The following is a 15661-nucleotide window of genomic DNA, read 5'->3' as shown; positions in this document are numbered from 1 at the left end:
TCAATGCTGAAACTTTACGATACCGAACTGTCGTCGCGCCTGCTGCTCGGAACGGCGCGTTACCCGTCTCCGGCGGTGCTTGGCGAGGCGGTCAGGCGGTCGGGTGCCGAGATCGTCACCGTGTCGCTTCGCCGCGAAACCTCCGGCGGCAGGGCAGGCGGTGCATTTTTCGAACTCATCCGCCAACTCGGGGTGCGTGTCCTGCCCAACACGGCCGGATGCCATAGTGCCTCGGAGGCCATTCTGACTGCCAGGATGGCAAGGGAGATCTTCGCGACAGACTGGATCAAGCTGGAAGTCATCGGCAATCACGACAGTCTGCAGCCGGATGTGTTCGAGCTTGTCGAAGCAGCGCGGATCCTCGCAGGCGAAGGGTTTTGCGTCTTTCCCTACACGACGGACGATCTCGTCGTTGCGGAAAAACTGCTGGCCGCTGGTTGTCAGGTGCTGATGCCCTGGTGCGCGCCGATCGGTTCGGCGGCGGGTCCGCGCAATGCGTCGGCGCTCGTTGCCTTCAGGGCGGCCTTCCCCGCGATCCCGCTGATCGTCGATGCCGGCCTCGGGCGGCCGTCGCATGCGGCCGCGGTCATGGAACTGGGTTACGACGCCGTTCTGCTCAACACCGCTGTCGCCATGGCCGGCGATCCGCCTGTCATGGCCGAGGCGTTTGCGAAAGCAGTCGATGCGGGGCGGCTTGCCTATCTGTCCGGTATGCTGGAGCCGCGTGACATGGCCGTTCCCTCGACGCCCGTCATCGGCAAGGCGGTGTTTCAATGAAGTTCGATCCCTTCTACCTCATCGTCGACAGTGCCGACTGGATCGAGCGCCTGGTGCCGCTCGGCGTGAAACTCGTGCAGTTGCGCGTCAAGGACAAGTCTGAGACCGAGTTGCGGCGGGAAATCCGGCGCGCCAGTGCCGTGTGCCTGGCTCACGGATGCCAGCTTATCGTCAACGACTACTGGCAACTGGCGATCGACGAAGGATGTGACTTCGTCCATCTCGGACAGGAGGACCTTGCCGGGGCAGACCTTGCCGCCATTCGCGCGGCCGGATTGAAGCTCGGGCTTTCCACCCATGATGTCGCCGAACTCGACACGGCGCTTGACGCTCGACCGGATTACGTCGCGCTTGGGCCGGTCTGGCCGACCATCCTCAAAAAGATGAAATGGCAACCACAGGGGATCGAACGGGTTGCCGAGTGGAAGCGTCGTATCGGCGATCTTCCCCTCGTTGCCATCGGCGGCATCACTGCCGAGCGGGCACCGCTGGTGTTGGAGCATGGGGCTGCGTGCGCAGCTGTCGTTACCGACATCACCCTTCATGAAGACCCGGAAGGCCGGACACGGCAATGGCTTGCAGCAACGGCACCGTGGAGACTTGGGGAAATCGAGAAATGACGCTGATAGCCCTTACCATCGCCGGATCGGACAGCGGCGGCGGCGCCGGTATCCAGGCGGACCTCAAGACATTCTCCGCCCTCGGCGTTTACGGCGCAAGCGTGCTGACCGCCGTCACTGCGCAGAACACGTTGGGCGTTTCGGCCATAGAGGATATCTCTGTTTCCATGGTTGCAGCCCAGATGCAGGCGGTGCTCGCTGATCTCGTCGTCAACGCGATCAAGATAGGCATGCTGTCGCGCGAGGACACGATCCGGACCGTTGCCGAGGGCTTGCGGGGCTTCGACGGACCTGTCGTGCTCGATCCCGTCATGGTGGCAACATCCGGAGACAGGTTGCTCCGCGACGATGCGGTGGCTGCGTTGAAACGAGCACTGATGCCGCGAGCCGATATCATAACGCCGAACCTCTTCGAGGCGGCAATCCTGACAGGCCTGCCTGTCGCGGACACGCCTGAAGACGTTGCACGGCAGGCACTGCAGTTACGCAACGAGGGCGCACGTGCGGTGCTGATCAAAGGGGGTCATGGCAAGGGTAGCGAATGCGTCGACACCCTTTTGACCATCGACGGAGCGGTCCATACCTTCAGATCCCCTCGTCTGGAAACACTCAACGGTCACGGAACCGGCTGCACCCTGTCAGCAGCCATTGCCGCCCAACTCGCACACGGCCACGATCTGCCGACTGCTGTTGGAATGGCAAAGGAATACGTGCACGCAGCCCTGGCCGCTTCACAGGATCTGCGGATCGGAAAGGGCCGGGGTCCGGTGCACCATTTCCATGCCCAGTGGTAGGAGTGGTGAAGCGGTTAGTCCATTGAGCGCAAACGGCAAGCTTCCGGAGCCGATCGTATCGCGGCGTTATTTCTTGCTCGGCCTGACGGCGCTGCGCAACTCGATGAGGCGATCAAGCGATTGCAGTGTCCTGTCGCGCGCAACTGTGGCCAGCGCCAGCATCAGCGCTTCGATGCAAACCATGGTGGAGCCGTGCAGAGCGACGTGTTCCGTCTTCGCCCGGGGAATGACGATCGATGCGTCCGCATACCGGCGCAACACGGTGTCGGGCTGTCCTACCAGCATGACGATGGGGATGCCGAGACGCTTGGCTTCGCCGATCGTGGCCATGGCCTCGCGATGTGGTCGGCCATATGCCATCATAATGAGCGCGTCACCGCTTTCCATCGACAGCAACTGCTCGGCAAGAGCGATCCCTGTAGCGTTCAGCGTATAGGACCGGTAGCCGTTTCTCTGGAAAAGACGGGAAGCGTAGCTTGCGATGATGCCGGAAGCGCCTATCCCGAAGACCCCGATGGATCGTGCCTCGAGAAGCAGGGGCACCGCCAATTTCAGGGCGTCGCGACTGGAAGGTTCCGCTAGTGCCGCCATCGCCTTTCGATGATCGTCGATGACAAAATCGATCGCGGCATCCGCGCCGCTGTCGAGTGCCTCCGTCGTCGCGGCCATCTTTTCGGAAGGCGAGTCCGTTTCGCCGATATGAGCCTCGAGCGTATCCTTGAGGTCGATGAGGCCTTCGAAGCCGAGCGCCTGAATCGCGCGAATGACGGTTGCATCCGAGGTCACGGTGTCAGCGGCAATTTCGAGCGCAGATTTTCCAAGGACCGCATGCCGGTGCTGATCGATGTAGTCCACAACGCTGATCAGGCTTGGCGAAAGAGACCCCCGGCGGCTCTTCAGTCTCTCGCCAAAGCGATCGATGCGTCGGGGCCGCCGTGTCCCGCCAGGCGCGCCATCTGGTTCTTTTGGCATCGTCTATTCCCAAAGTTTTAAGGCCAAAGCGTCGTCTTGCCCCACACGGTTCTATTTCGACGGCATCGGTGGCTGCCGGCCTGAAATTTGAGACTGGACGACGGAGACCATCAGCGAAAGTGCCGCGTATGAATTGGAGATCGCTTCCTCCCTGGGCAGGACAATATAACGGCCTTCGCGGCAGGCTGCGAGGAAGCGGCAATAGTCCGGCAGTATCTTGTTCATGGCAGCGATCTCGTCTGCAGGCGTGCCGCCGATATCCGACCGATATGTATCGAAGATATAGTCGGCATCGAGCTCCGGCAGTCGTTCGGCACTGACTTCCACGCGGCCGCCCTCCGGAATGCTGTCGATGATCTCGGGGAACCTGAAACCGGCATCTCGAAGGACACGACCAAGCGAACGATAGGTGTGGTAGATGCTCACCTTGCCATTCTGCGCCTGCATTACGGAGACGGTGACCTTGGAGGTATCCACCAGCTTTTTCAGTTGCTCTATCTGGACCTTGTAGCGCCGGTCGAGCACCGCAAGGCGGCCTTGAGTTCCCGTCAGGTCGGCAAGTTTCTCGTATATGTGCGGCGCCCCGCCCGAGGTATCGTCGATGACGACTGTCGGGGCTATTTTAGCGAGTTGTTCGACGGGCGTCGTGCGCCCCGGTTCGGTGATGATAAGGTCTGGTCCTGCCGCGACCACAGCCTCCATGTCGGCGGTGACAGCGCCAATGTACTGAATGCCGGAATTGTCGAAATCCACACCTGTCAGGATCGGGCTCGAGCGCAGATATGGCTTGCCGTCGACGCCGGCGCGGCCATGGCTGGCGACAGGGGGTGCGCCGAGTTCAATCAGCGGTATGGTGATATCGAGGTCGTGCATCGAGACGATCCGAAGCGGGCGCTTCGGCACTTCGACGACCCTGCCGGCGTCGTCGGTAAAGGAGCGCATCTCTGCCGCGTGGGCTGCAGTAAACGAGGCCATCGACAGAGCGATGATGGCGGCGGCAAATGCGGTAGATCTTTTCATTCTGTCATCCTAAAGCTGATCGCGGCGTTTCCAGAGAAGCGTCAAGAGAACGGGGACGCCGACGATCGACATGACGATGCCGGCCGGCAACTGGTGTGGAGCAAATGCGGCGCGCCCGATCGTGTCTGCGGCCAGAACCAGTGCCGCGCCACAGAGCGCGCTTGCGCCCAGCAACGCGCCCTGGCTGCCACGAACCGAAAGCCGGGCGAGGTGGGGGGCGATCAAACCCACGAAGCCAAGACTTCCAACCAGCGCAACGCAGGCAGACGTCAGCAGCACAGGTGCCGTGAATCTTATTATTGCGAGTGTTTTCAGCGACACGCCGAGGCCCGCTGCTGCCTGAGGGCCGAGCATCGCGGCATCGGCTGCGCCTGCAGTCAGGAAGAGCAGGCACGCACCCATGAACATCGCGGCAAAGGCGATCGGCACAGCTTCCCATGAAGCGCCGTTCAGGCTTCCGGCAAGCCATACCAGGGCCGCCTGGACATCGCGGATATCGGCAGTCGTGACGATGACGGAGACGACTGCGGCTGCAAGCCAGGACGTGCCGATGCCGACCATCACGAAGCGCATGCGGGTCACGCCGCGGGCGATGAGAACAACAATGAGCGCAATGGCAAGCCCGCCCGCCATGCCGGCAGCAGTCCGCCCGTAAAGCCCGGCAAAAGGGGCGTAAAGCGAAAAGACGATCGCTGCGGCGCTGGCACCTTCCTTGACGCCAAGCAGGCTCGGATCAGCAAGTCCGTTGCGCGTCAGCGTCTGCATTGCCGTGCCGGCAAGCCCGAGCATGGCGCCGACCATAAGTGCCAGGAAGACACGTGGCAGGCGCAGATCCCACAAGATGCGCATGGTCTGATTGCTGAGGCGCCCCGGATCCACGACGAGATTGAAGGCATCCCTGAGGTTTATCGGTTGGCTTCCGGCGAGGATGGCAAACAGGGTCAGGCAAAGTGTGCCGAATGCCAGGCCCAGAATAGTGATCGAGGTGGCCACATGAATGCGTCTCGAGAAAAACGGACCGCTGACGACTAGGTGCGGCTTCGGAGTGTCGTAACCGGTCATTTGAGAGCCCGCGAGGCGATGGCGACGAAGAGAGGCGCTCCCAGCATGGCGGTCATGATGCCGGTTGCCAACTCGTACGGCGTAAACAGCGTGCGTGCGCCTATGTCGGCGGCGACGAGCAAGGCGGCACCCAGGAGTGCGGCAAGCGGCAGGGCGATGCGGGCATCTCCGCCGGCAGACCATCGTGCGATTGCAGGCACGATCAGGCCGACAAACCCGATCGGTCCTGCGATGGAGACAGCAGTTCCCGCGAGAATTGCCGTTGCGCAGAGGCCAACGAACCGCGTTGTCCAGATCGGAACGCCGAGTGCCAGCGCGTTGAGTCGTGGGCCAATGAAAAACGCAAGCAGGAGGCCAACAGCTATCGGCCCGAGCGCTGCGGCAATAGTGCCGTAGCTGACGCCGGCCAGATCGCCCGCGAGCCAGAAGCGCAAGGATTGCAGCGTCTCCTCGTCGAAAAGCAGTATGGCCGAGGTGATGGACGAGGCCAGCGAAGACAGCGCGATGCCGCAGAAGGTAACCTTGAGCATCGTCGGGCCGGACCGACCAGCGGAAGACACTGCCAGCACAAGAATAAACAGGGTGGCTGCGCCAACGGACGCGATCAGTGGGCGACTGAGACCACCAGACAGGAAAGGCACGCTGCTTGTCGCCGTGACCGCCAATGCGGCACCGGCATTGAGGCCGAGAATATGAGGCTCGCCCAGCGGATTGTGCAGCAGCCCCTGCAGGAGAAGCCCGGAGACGCCGAGTGCCGCACCGACGAGGAGGGCGGCTGCCAGGCGCGCAAATCGCAACTTGACCAGCAGTTGATGATCGAAATTAGCGGGATCGAAATGGAAGACCGCTTGAAAAAGGGTCAGCGGTGAAACCGCTCTGGCACCGATGCTGATATGGATGCAGGCCAGTGTGAGGATCGCCAGGAGAAGCGCGCCCGTTACAAGGCCAACGCGAATCCCGCTCGAGGGCTGGCGCCTGGTATCCGAGGACATGACATAATTCACGTGATCGGCCCCGCGCCATGGGCAGGAACGAAAACCGGTTTGTCAGTCTGCGGATGGGTTAGTCGAATGACCTGCACGCTGAAGACGTCCTCTATGAGTTCGGCGGTGCAGGTGCCCGGCTCCTCCGCAATGTGCCGAATGGACCCGTTTTTCAGGAAGACGACGCAATCGGCATACTGGACGGCGAAATTCAGGTCGTGCAGCACGACGACGATCGTCCGGTCGTGATCCCGGGCCAGATCCCTCAGCAGTTCCATGACCTCCACCTGATAGTGGAGGTCCAGATAGGTCGTCGGTTCATCCAGCAGGATAACCGGGGTTTGCTGCGCGAGAGCCATGGCGATCCAGCACCGCTGCCGCTGACCGCCGGAAAGACTGTCCACCGGCCGGTGGAGGAGATCGGAAAGGTCTGTAACCTCGAGTGCTTGCCTGACCGCTTGCTCGTCCTTGTCGGTCCACTGTTTCAGGAAACCCTGGTGCGGATGGCGGCCGCGCGACACGAGGTCATAGACCGTCAAACCTTCCGGAACCACGGGGCTTTGCGGCAGAAGGCCCAGCTTCCTCGCCACCGACCGCGTCGGCAAAACGTGAATGTCGTGTCCTTCCAGAAGCACATTGCCAGCGCTGGGCTTCATCAGGCGGGCGATGGTCGCCAGCATCGTCGATTTGCCACAGCCATTGGGGCCAACCAGCGCGGTCAACTTGCCTGCACCGATGTCGAGCGATATTCCGGATAAGACTGTCTGCCGTCCGTAGCCGGCAGAGACGTCGCGTGCGGAGAGGGGATGCCCTCGCTCGGCTCCTCGAGCTTTCGAGTTCAATCTGTCCGTCATGCCCGCGGCAGTCCTGTTTTAAAAATCCGACCTCTCCTACCGTCTGGAAACCGCACGAGAAAGAGAATTCTTGAGTGTAGTAGTCAATTTTAAATTCGAAAAGATGCGATTGCCGTTGTTGGTTGTGCCTGCGTGACAGCCATATCGCGGCTCACCTCTCCCGTAGGCGCACGCTCAACACATTGCTTCTATTTATATATTAGGGGTATCTCAGGGTCGAGAGCTTGACGGCAACGGGAACGCAGGCGAGCACGCCGGGCATAAAATTGCGGATATTCCACCAATTAAAGTTGACTACTACATTCATGAAATCATACCTGCCATCGGCTCGCAGGCGGGCAAGGGGTAATTTCTGACGAAGATATCCGCAAGGATATGGGGGTACGACATGATTGAACGGCGAGCCGCAGGGCGCTATGGTCCCAATATCCTGAGGGCTACTGCCTTGGCGCTGGCTGCCTGCGCCGCCTATCCGGCATTCGGCGAAGACGCTCAACCGGCTGCAACGGCGGCGACCGATGTGTTTCCCAAGGAAAGCCGGATAAAGGACGACACCGTGCTGAAGCCGATCGTCGTCGGTAAAGGCAGCAATGCCGCGACGCAGGGCTATCAACCGATCTCCACCGTAACCGCGACGCGTACGGATACACCTCTGCTCGATATCCCGCAGGCCGTGAACGTTGTCAGCCAGGACGTCCTGAGAGACCAGAATGCGCGGTCGCTGGACGACGCACTTGCGAATATCAGCGGTGTTGCGCAGTCGAATACGCTTGGCGGCACGCAAGAATCCATCATCCGGCGCGGTTTCGGGGACAACAGGGACGGTTCGATCCTCATCGATGGCATGAAAACCGCGATGTCTCGCAGCTTCAATGCGACGACCGATCGTGTCGAAGTTCTGAAAGGCCCGGCGTCGACACTTTACGGCATCCTCGATCCCGGCGGCATGATCAACGTGGTGACGAAGAAGCCGGAGCAGACTTTCAGCGGCAAGACCTATACCAGCGTTTCAAGCTTCGGCGGTGGATCTGCAGGGTTTGATTTCACAGGCCCGATCGAAGGTACAGATTTGAGCTATCGTGTCGTCGGAGACTACAAACACGTCGACTACTGGCGCAATTTCGGCGTCAACAAGGATTGGGTACTCTCGCCATCGCTGACATGGTCCGGTGAAGATACCGAAGTGACGGTCTCCTACACGCATGAAGACTATAGTGTCCCCTTCGACCGCGGGACGATCTTTGATCTCGCCACCGGCCATGCCGTCGATGTCGACCCGAAGATCCGCTTCGACGAACCCTATAACATCAGCAAGGGGCAATCGAACCTTGCGTCTGTCCACGTCAAGCGCGACCTTGGCGACGACTGGAAGCTGACATTCGATTACACCTACAGCATCAATACCTATTCGGATAACCAGGCACGCCTCATCTCCTATAACGCAGCGACGGGGATCCTGACGCGACGGGCGGATGCCACGCAGGGCTCGACGATCTACAATCACGCCGTTCGCACCGATCTGTCCGGTGACGTCGATATTGCCGGTTTCCGAAATGAGCTGCTGTTCGGGACGTCCTACGACTATGCGGATACGCTCCGGACCAAACTGATCCGCTGCGCCAATCGCACCGGGTTCAATATCAATAACCCGACTTACGGCACGCTACCGGAGTGCACCACCGTATCGGCTGCCGACAGTGACCAGACAGAGCAGATCTCGACAGCTTCCTTCTACGCTCAGGACGCTTTGCATCTCAACGATCAATGGATACTGGTCGGCGGTTTTCGCTATCAATATTATGACCTGATGGCCGGCAAAGGGCGCCCTTTCAACGAGAATACCGACAGCTTTGGCACTGCTTTCGTCCCACGCGGTGGTATTGTCTACAAAGTGACCCCGGACTTCTCGCTCTATGCGAACGCTGCCAAGACGTTCCGTCCGCAGTCTTCCATCGCCAGCTACTACGGCAATCTCGATCCTGAAGAAGGCGTGGCCTACGAGGTCGGTGCCAAATTCGACGTGCTTGACGGCATTACCGCGAACGTCGCGCTCTACACCAGCGACAAGAAGAATGTCGCTTATTCCAGCCTCGATCCGGTGACGGGCGATACGGTCGTGAAGACGGCAGGCCTCGTGCGGGCAAGCGGCATCGAAGCCGATATGGCGGGCGAAATCACCGATGAGATGAGTTTCATTGCAAGCTACGGCTACACGCACGCGCGGATCCTCGAGGACCCCGACTACGCCGGAAACGAGCCGGTCAATGTACCGCATCATACAGGCTCGCTCTACCTCACCTACGATTTTGGCGAGATCGACAGCCGTGGTGATTCACTGAAGCTTGGAGGCGGTGTTCGTGCTGTTGGACGGCGTGCCGGGATCAACACGAACGCCTATTACCTGCCGGGCTATATGGTGGCTGACGCATTTGCAGCCTACACCTGGAAGAACGACCGCCCGTTGACGCTCCAGCTCAACCTCAAGAATATATTCAACAAAACCTATTACACTTCATCGATCGGCACGACAGCATTGGGAAACCAGATCGGCGAGCCTTTCAGCGCGGTATTGTCGGCAAGCGTCCAGTTCTGACAGGTGGCTGAGATTGTCGCTTGTCAAAGGACTGTCGGGGCTGCTTTGATATGTTTCAGCCAGAACCGGCATCGTTACAATATAGAAGTTCCATAAGATTGATTACGCATTTTTGTGGTGTAGCCGGGTGGGTTCAAGGATGAAGTGCGACTTGCCGCCGCCTCGCCCGTAAACCTTCAAATGCCCATCTACTTCATATCCTTCACGTTTTCGACCTTGGTGGTTGTTACGGCGAGGGATTGGGCGAGGATGCCGTTGAATAGGGGGCAGACGAAGAAGAGGTCGCGGTGGGTTTGGGTTGGGGCGTTTTCGAGGGCGTGGGCGAGCGCTTTCAGGAGGACGGATCCGGAACGGAACGCGTAGGTTCCAGCCGAGGCTTCGCTGGAGATGACCTTTTTCTCGGCCGCCTCGACAACGTTGCCGTCGTCGTTTTTGCGGAGATAGCTGTAGAGCGGATTTTGGCTCTGGAAGGTCAGCGCGAGGCCGCCAACGTCAGCGTGCCGGGCAAAGTGGAGTGCTGGATCGAGGGCGGTCGAGTAGAGGATGTCGGCGAGATCGATGACGACAGGATTGTTGTGGGCGCCGAGTTGCAGGGCTGCACCGGCAAGGCTGCTGAAGGCTGCGCCGGTCGTGAAGTGCGACAGGAAGACGACGCGGCAACCGGGAAACCAGGCTTGGAGGTAGTCGCTTGCAAAGGCCCGTGTTTCCGCCCGATCATGGAGCACGAATGCGTAGCTGGAGGGGGCGGTGCCCCTCGCCCACGGCCGCTGCTTCAACGTCGCGAGGAGGAAGGGGTCGGCTTGCCCGATATCCATGAGTGCCTTGAGACTGCCGTCGGCGGATACGAAGTCCGGACCGGCCAGGGGCACGACGATATTGAGGCCGGAGATGTTCATCGGCGTTACGAGGCCATGGCGAGGGGCGCATCGGCCGAAGACGGCAAGCCGCTTGCGGCGAGGTATGCGTTGAGATCCTCCGGGGTGCCGAGGCCCTTCATGGCATCCGGGCTGACCTCGTAGACGCCGATCCTGGCGCCGTTGCGGATCATGTAGTTGTAGGCCGGGCAGGTGTAGAACTCGTTGTTCACCCGGTCGTTACAAGCGATCATGTCGACGGCGGCGCGGACGAAATCGGAGCCCCGACGGAAGAGATAGATGCCGACGGTGGCGAGATCGGAGATCGGCTTTTTCTCTGCCACCTCGGTGACCAGGCCCCGGTCGTCAACCTTGGCGAAGGACCATTTCGGGTCCATCTGCGCATCGCGAAAAACCAGGATCGAGCCGTCGAGCTTGCGCTGCAGGCAATCCTTGATGAAGGCGCTGCAATCGAAATCGACCCACTGATCCGAGTTGGCAATCAGCAGCGGCCGGTCGTTGTCGAAGCTGCTGCGGGCAAGCAGCACCGTGCAGGCGGTGCCCTCCGTCAGGCGGTCTACGGGCCTGATCGTGGTGCCCATTGCCCGCAAGAGCTGGACGTCTCCATCGCATGCCTTCATGTGCTCGGCACGCAGAAGCACGGTGGGGGTGGCGTTCGGCGGGCATACATTGCCGATGACATGTTCGAGCATCATCCTTCCATCGACATCGATGAACGGTTTAGGCTTGCGCCAGTTCTGCCGGGCAAAGCGGCTGCCCTCGCCGGCCGCCGGGATGAGCACGTTGATCGGCCGGTCATCCCGTGACTGGTCGCGCAGGCTTGCGGCGAGCTCGGTGGCGGCGAATTCGGCAATCTTTTCCGGCGAATAGAAGCTGTAATATCTGGAGGCCTCGATCTTCACATAGGCGACCTGTTCGTCGCTGAGGATGATCTGGTTAAGGGCGGCGGAGAAGTAATATTGGCCCTCGACGTCATCGCCGTTGAGGATCGCGCGGCGTGCCGCTGCGAAGAAGTCACCTGCCCTCCGAAAGTAATAGAAGCCGGCAACGGCGATATCGGAGACGACGCGCTTTTCTGCCGCCTGGGCAACACGTCCGTCGCCTTCGGGCACGATATAACACCAGCGCGGATGGACGGAGCGGAAGGTGACGACGCCAGAGGCAACGTCGTCTTGGCGAAACTTCTCCAGGATTTCCATCAGCGGCGCATCGATGATCTGGTCGCTGTTGCAGATGACGAGAGGCGCCTCCAGATCCAGTTCGTCGCCGGCCAGCAGCGCAGAGCAGAGGCCGCCCCTGGTCTCGCCGACCCGCTGGATGACCTTGGTCCCCTGCCCGCCGACAATCATCAGGGTCTCATCGAGCGAAAAGCGTCGTGCATCGTCGGCTGAAATGATGAAGCAGAAGCGGGCGTCGGCAATCGTCGTGCGCAGCGCCGAGACGACGCAGTCGATCATCGGCTTGCCGGCGATCTCGATCAGCGGCTTGGGAAAGAAATACTCCTGCTCTGGAAAGAACTGCGAGCGGCTGGCGATCGGCATGAGAATCTGCATGGAGAATCCTGCTCGGTGTTACGCTGTCTTGCGATGGGAAATTGCGGATGTGCCGGCATTTGCCGCTTCAGGCCTTGCTGGGTTGAGATCGGCGGCGCCCTGCCCCAGCATGCGGCCCATGTCTGCAAGCTCGATTTCATTGATGCGCTGCATGATCCGCTCATAGGTCACGTCGGCGGGCGTGCCGACGACGAGCACATGACCGCCGCTTGCGCGCGCCGCCCGGATGCCGTGCTCGTTGTCCTCGAGGATCAGGCACTCATGCGGCTCGACGCCGAAGCGCTGCATTGCCGAGAGGTACATTTCCGGATCGGGCTTTGCCTTTGCGACATCCTCGTTGGAGACGATGGCATCGATGAACGGCGACAGCGCTGCGAGGCGCATCATGACTTCGATGGAATTGCGGATCGAATTTGAGCAGACGGCAATCTTGCGCCCCGACTTGTGCAGGCGTGAGAGCGCCTTCTGGTGGTGGAAGACCGGCTTGCACCGCAGATGGGTGAGCTCGATGGTGTAATTCTGCTTCAGCCCGTTCAGCAGATCGTGCAGCCCGCGCGGCAGGCCATGAGCCGCCGTTAAAATCTCAAGCTTGCGACGTGTCGGCAGTCCATCGAAGGTGGACAGATGGGATTCGCGGCTGATCGTATAGCCGAACAGCTCGAGCGCGCGGTTCAGCGCCTCGTAATGCCAGTCCTTGGCGTCGATCAGGACACCATCCATGTCGAATAGAACGGCTTTGATCATGCTGCTTCACTCCCGAAATAAACAGCTGCGGCATCGGGAAAATCCGTGCAGAGCAGCATGGAGGTAAGATCCAGGTTTGGTCGATCCCGAAGGGAAGACCAGAAGGTTTCGTACGGGCGCTTGTGCAGCTCTGGCGAAACCAGCGCGATCGGCTTGCCATTCGTGGACAGTCGCTCTGCCACGTCGACCTGGGGAAAATCGCCGGTAAAATTGTCGAGCCAGATACCGGCCGATTCTGCCGCCAGCGCGGGCGTCGGCTCGTATTCGCTGACGCGCGTGTAGACCGGCATTCCAGCCCTGATGTACGCCAGCATGTCCGGGATCGACATATCGAAGACGAAATAGGAAGTGACGCCGTGGGCGCGCAATGCGCGGTGGGTCATTTCGGCAAGACCGTCGGCCTTGATGTTCAGCGCCAGCGTTCCCGTGCAGCCATTGACGGCGTAGAAATCGAGTAGCCAGTCGAAGGTGATGATGTCGTCGGAACGGGTTGGCGGATCGTGGGAGATGACGAGTGCGCCATCGAGATCGCGAATGTCGGTTTCCAGGCCGAACCCGGCGAGAAGGGCACTGCAAAGGGCGGTACGCGAATTTTTCGCGACGTTGTCATTCCAGCTGCCGCGATGAGCAAGGATGCTGCTTCTGGCAATCGTGCCCATTCTACCGCCCCTGCCCGAGATCACCGATCGGCACATGCTATCGCTGCATGGCCGCGCCACAGCAAAGCCATGAGTCGCGCTGTCGAGGTCATTGGAGGGGCTGCAGCTTGTGCCAGCCTTATGGTTGAACGATATGCGGGGAAAATCGCATGGTAGTGATCAAGTCAAGGTTGTGGGCCGACGCGATAAGGCTTCTTGCGCAATATCAAAGTATAAAGCCTGACGCTTGGCGCGATCAGTGCGCCCGCAGTTCCGTCGATTGCTCCGCAGACGCCGTTGCGTCCGTGGAAGCTGTACCCTGCTCAGCCATGCGCGCGGAGAGATCGAAGAGCTCCGTCAGTTCCTGATGCTCGCGGTAGGCCGACAGCCAGTTTTGCTCGCTGGCAGCCTTTGCTTCCGCAGCATCGTCTATCCATGACGCGAGGGGGTCGCGTGGTTGTTCCTGGTCGGAAGGGTCGTCGATCGGCTGGAACTGGGCGATCAGGAGGCCGATTTTCTGCAACTGGGAGCGCTGCTGCATCCGGCGTTCATTGGCGATCAGCAGCCGGAAGGCGTTCACCAAGGTGCCCTTCGGTGAGGGCAGTTCTTCCAGGTCTACAAGCCTTGTCTCGGCAATCGGGTTGGCTTTCAGGTAGACGAGAAACTCGCGGACGATATGACCGGCATGCAGCAGCGGCGCTGTGTCCATCGGTGTTTCCGACGTGCTCTCCTCGAGCGTTCTGTCCTGGAGTTCCATCTGTAAATCCTTACGATTGCGCTCGTTAACGCATTCGAAAGGAATTGGTTCAACTAACGCCCGGACAAGCATCCACGGCCTCAGTTGGCTGAGGCCGTGGAGGTTGTGCTTTAGTCGCGGAACTTGCTGTCGAGTTCGTTGATGGCGGCGACGTTGGAGGCGCTGCGGCCGTTTTCGTCGAAGGTCTGGGCGAGGTAGGCATCGGCGATGGATTTTGCGACTTCGCTGCCGATGACGCGCGAGCCCATGGTGATAATCTGGGCGTTGTTGGAGAGGGCTGCGCGTTCCGCCGAATAGGTGTCGTGGCAAAGGGCGGCGCGGATGCCGGGGACCTTGTTGGCGGAGATCGACACGCCGATGCCGGTGCCGCAGACGAGGATGGCGCGGTCGTATTTGCCGGCCAGCACATCGGCGGCGACGCGAGCCGACAGATTGGCGTAGAATTCGTCCGAGCCATCGGTGGGCTTGGAGACTTCGGAGACCTCGTGGCGGTCCTTCAGGTATTCGGCGAGGACGTGGGCGAGCCCGTTTCCGGCGCTATCGCCAGCGATTGCGAGTTTCATGGGTTTTCTCCTTCGTGTGTGAACTGGATATGGGGTTGATCAGAGAACGGCGCAAACACGGACCAGGATGTCGAGATAGCCGGTGACATTCCAGGCCGAGCGGCCGATGAAGAGGCCGTCGATATGGTCGCAGGCCGCGAGTTCGGCGCAGTTGCCGGGATTGACGGAGCCGCCGTAGAGGCACGGCACGCGGCGCCCGAGGATGCCCTCCGCGACCTTGATGATCTCGGCCTGGCGGGCGTCTGCATAATCGGCTTTCGCGGGGATGCCATTTTCACCGATGGCCCAGACGGGTTCGTAGGCGAGCAGCAGCGGTGCTGTCCGCTGTTCGGCGCTGAGCTTGCCCAGCGCGCCGCGCACTTCGGCGGCCAGAACCTCGTCGGCGCGGCCGCTCTCGCGGTCGGCCAACGTTTCGCCGATGCAGATCAGCGGGATCATCCCGTGCCGCACGGTCGCCTCGACCTTGAGGCCGACCGTCTCGTCGGTTTCGCCAAAGAATTCGCGTCGCTCGGAGTGGCCGAGTTCGACGACATCCATGCCGCAGTCGACCAGCATCAGCGGCGAAATCTCGCCTGTCCAGGCGCCGGATTCAGCCCAGTGCATGTTCTGGGCACCGACCTTCACTGCACTGTCCTTCAGCATCGCCTTGACTTCGCGGATAGAAGTGAACGGCGGGATGACGAAACATTGCAGGCGCGGATCGTTGACGATCTCGGCGCTGGCAAGCCCCTCGGCAAAGCTGCGCGCCTCTGCGAGCGTCTTGTTCATCTTCCAGCTCGTGCCGATCCAGAAAGGCGTCTCGGTCATGGTCTTCTCTCCCGGCGCTAAAGGTTGCGCCCAAATTCATGCTGCTAAG

Annotated in this window: 16 protein-coding genes; 4 read left to right on the top strand and 12 right to left on the bottom strand. The window is 60.6% G+C overall.

Annotated elements, in window-relative coordinates; translation table 11 throughout:
- Positions 1 to 3: 3 nt before the first annotated feature.
- From J5274_RS27050 to thiD, 3 genes are read left to right on the top strand one after another with little or no spacing between them, the layout of a single operon-like run.
- Positions 4 to 777: a thiazole synthase gene (locus J5274_RS27050; protein WP_142825017.1), complete on the top strand. Its 774-nt coding sequence runs from the start codon at positions 4 to 6 to the stop codon at positions 775 to 777.
- Complete coding sequence (locus tag J5274_RS27045) at positions 774 to 1397, top strand: thiamine phosphate synthase (protein ID WP_142825018.1); 624 nt, start codon at positions 774 to 776, stop codon at positions 1395 to 1397. The genes J5274_RS27050 and J5274_RS27045 overlap by 4 nt, the downstream gene beginning before the upstream one ends.
- Positions 1394 to 2191 (top strand): bifunctional hydroxymethylpyrimidine kinase/phosphomethylpyrimidine kinase, encoded by a 798-nt coding sequence (thiD, locus tag J5274_RS27040; protein ID WP_142825019.1) that lies wholly within the window; start codon positions 1394 to 1396, stop codon positions 2189 to 2191. The genes J5274_RS27045 and thiD overlap by 4 nt, the downstream gene beginning before the upstream one ends.
- A 66-nt stretch (positions 2192 to 2257) precedes the next feature.
- Here the strand turns inward: thiD and J5274_RS27035 are convergent, their stop codons facing one another.
- From J5274_RS27035 to J5274_RS27015, 5 genes are read right to left on the bottom strand one after another with little or no spacing between them, the layout of a single operon-like run.
- The gene (locus J5274_RS27035; RefSeq protein ID WP_142825020.1) at positions 2258 to 3163 is read right to left on the bottom strand and encodes a MurR/RpiR family transcriptional regulator; all 906 of its coding nucleotides are present in this window, start codon (positions 3161 to 3163) and stop codon (positions 2258 to 2260) included.
- A 51-nt stretch (positions 3164 to 3214) separates the two neighbouring features.
- Complete coding sequence (locus J5274_RS27030) at positions 3215 to 4138, bottom strand: ABC transporter substrate-binding protein (RefSeq protein WP_142829472.1); 924 nt, start codon at positions 4136 to 4138, stop codon at positions 3215 to 3217.
- A gap of 54 nt (positions 4139 to 4192) precedes the next feature.
- Positions 4193 to 5245, bottom strand: a complete 1053-nt coding sequence (locus J5274_RS27025) for an iron ABC transporter permease (RefSeq protein WP_142825021.1) — start codon at positions 5243 to 5245, stop codon at positions 4193 to 4195.
- Positions 5242 to 6237, bottom strand: coding sequence for an iron ABC transporter permease (locus J5274_RS27020; RefSeq protein ID WP_219276068.1), 996 nt, complete (start codon positions 6235 to 6237; stop codon positions 5242 to 5244). The genes J5274_RS27025 and J5274_RS27020 overlap by 4 nt, the downstream gene beginning before the upstream one ends.
- An 8-nt stretch (positions 6238 to 6245) precedes the next feature.
- Positions 6246 to 7082 carry an ABC transporter ATP-binding protein gene (locus J5274_RS27015; RefSeq protein ID WP_142825023.1) on the bottom strand — a complete coding sequence of 279 codons (837 nt, stop codon included), beginning with the start codon at positions 7080 to 7082 and terminating at the stop codon, positions 6246 to 6248.
- A gap of 388 nt (positions 7083 to 7470) precedes the next feature.
- Here J5274_RS27015 and J5274_RS27010 point away from each other — a divergent pair, with 388 nt between their 5' ends.
- Complete coding sequence (locus J5274_RS27010) at positions 7471 to 9675, top strand: TonB-dependent siderophore receptor (protein WP_142825024.1); 2205 nt, start codon at positions 7471 to 7473, stop codon at positions 9673 to 9675.
- Positions 9676 to 9863: 188 nt separating this feature from the next.
- Here the strand turns inward: J5274_RS27010 and J5274_RS27005 are convergent, their stop codons facing one another.
- From J5274_RS27005 to J5274_RS26975, 7 genes are all read right to left on the bottom strand, one after another.
- Positions 9864 to 10571, bottom strand: a complete 708-nt coding sequence (locus J5274_RS27005) for a hypothetical protein (protein WP_142825026.1) — start codon at positions 10569 to 10571, stop codon at positions 9864 to 9866.
- A gap of 5 nt (positions 10572 to 10576) precedes the next feature.
- Positions 10577 to 12103 carry a glycosyltransferase family 2 protein gene (locus J5274_RS27000; protein ID WP_142825027.1) on the bottom strand — a complete coding sequence of 509 codons (1527 nt, stop codon included), beginning with the start codon at positions 12101 to 12103 and terminating at the stop codon, positions 10577 to 10579.
- Positions 12104 to 12121: 18 nt separating this feature from the next.
- Entirely contained in the window at positions 12122 to 12847 is a 726-nt protein-coding gene (locus J5274_RS26995) for an HAD family phosphatase (RefSeq protein WP_219276066.1), read from the bottom strand.
- Entirely contained in the window at positions 12844 to 13506 is a 663-nt protein-coding gene (locus J5274_RS26990; RefSeq protein ID WP_142825029.1) for a hypothetical protein, read from the bottom strand. The genes J5274_RS26995 and J5274_RS26990 overlap by 4 nt, the downstream gene beginning before the upstream one ends.
- A 235-nt stretch (positions 13507 to 13741) precedes the next feature.
- Positions 13742 to 14242: a hypothetical protein gene (locus tag J5274_RS26985; protein WP_142825030.1), complete on the bottom strand. Its 501-nt coding sequence runs from the start codon at positions 14240 to 14242 to the stop codon at positions 13742 to 13744.
- 110 nt (positions 14243 to 14352) lie between these two features.
- Complete coding sequence (locus J5274_RS26980; protein ID WP_142825031.1) at positions 14353 to 14805, bottom strand: RpiB/LacA/LacB family sugar-phosphate isomerase; 453 nt, start codon at positions 14803 to 14805, stop codon at positions 14353 to 14355.
- Positions 14806 to 14844: 39 nt separating this feature from the next.
- Positions 14845 to 15612: a triose-phosphate isomerase gene (locus J5274_RS26975; RefSeq protein ID WP_142825032.1), complete on the bottom strand. Its 768-nt coding sequence runs from the start codon at positions 15610 to 15612 to the stop codon at positions 14845 to 14847.
- Positions 15613 to 15661: the final 49 nt, after the last annotated feature.

Source organism: Rhizobium sp. L51/94, from assembly GCF_019355555.1.
GTDB classification, from domain to species: domain Bacteria; phylum Pseudomonadota; class Alphaproteobacteria; order Rhizobiales; family Rhizobiaceae; genus Rhizobium; species Rhizobium rhododendri.
Note: the sequence above shows the minus strand (reverse complement) of the source record. Positions and strands in the feature narration are given on the sequence as shown.

Bases quoted from the DNA above. Each gene is read 5' to 3' on its own strand.
- J5274_RS26980 (WP_142825031.1), bottom strand. From the start codon at position 14,805: ATGAAACTCGCAATCGCTGGCGATAGCGCCGGAAACGGGCTCGCCCAC.
- J5274_RS27050 (WP_142825017.1), top strand. From the start codon at position 4: ATGCTGAAACTTTACGATACCGAACTGTCGTCGCGCCTGCTGCTCGGA.
- J5274_RS27010 (WP_142825024.1), top strand. From the start codon at position 7,471: ATGATTGAACGGCGAGCCGCAGGGCGCTATGGTCCCAATATCCTGAGG.
- J5274_RS27030 (WP_142829472.1), bottom strand. From the start codon at position 4,138: ATGGCCTCGTTTACTGCAGCCCACGCGGCAGAGATGCGCTCCTTTACC.
- J5274_RS27020 (WP_219276068.1), bottom strand. From the start codon at position 6,237: ATGTCCTCGGATACCAGGCGCCAGCCCTCGAGCGGGATTCGCGTTGGC.
- J5274_RS27005 (WP_142825026.1), bottom strand. From the start codon at position 10,571: ATGAACATCTCCGGCCTCAATATCGTCGTGCCCCTGGCCGGTCCGGAC.
- thiD (WP_142825019.1), top strand. From the start codon at position 1,394: ATGACGCTGATAGCCCTTACCATCGCCGGATCGGACAGCGGCGGCGGC.
- J5274_RS27035 (WP_142825020.1), bottom strand. From the start codon at position 3,163: ATGCCAAAAGAACCAGATGGCGCGCCTGGCGGGACACGGCGGCCCCGA.
- J5274_RS27015 (WP_142825023.1), bottom strand. From the start codon at position 7,082: ATGACGGACAGATTGAACTCGAAAGCTCGAGGAGCCGAGCGAGGGCAT.
- J5274_RS27045 (WP_142825018.1), top strand. From the start codon at position 774: ATGAAGTTCGATCCCTTCTACCTCATCGTCGACAGTGCCGACTGGATC.
- J5274_RS27000 (WP_142825027.1), bottom strand. From the start codon at position 12,103: ATGCAGATTCTCATGCCGATCGCCAGCCGCTCGCAGTTCTTTCCAGAG.
- J5274_RS26990 (WP_142825029.1), bottom strand. From the start codon at position 13,506: ATGGGCACGATTGCCAGAAGCAGCATCCTTGCTCATCGCGGCAGCTGG.
- J5274_RS26985 (WP_142825030.1), bottom strand. From the start codon at position 14,242: ATGGAACTCCAGGACAGAACGCTCGAGGAGAGCACGTCGGAAACACCG.
- J5274_RS26975 (WP_142825032.1), bottom strand. From the start codon at position 15,612: ATGACCGAGACGCCTTTCTGGATCGGCACGAGCTGGAAGATGAACAAG.
- J5274_RS26995 (WP_219276066.1), bottom strand. From the start codon at position 12,847: ATGATCAAAGCCGTTCTATTCGACATGGATGGTGTCCTGATCGACGCC.
- J5274_RS27025 (WP_142825021.1), bottom strand. From the start codon at position 5,245: ATGACCGGTTACGACACTCCGAAGCCGCACCTAGTCGTCAGCGGTCCG.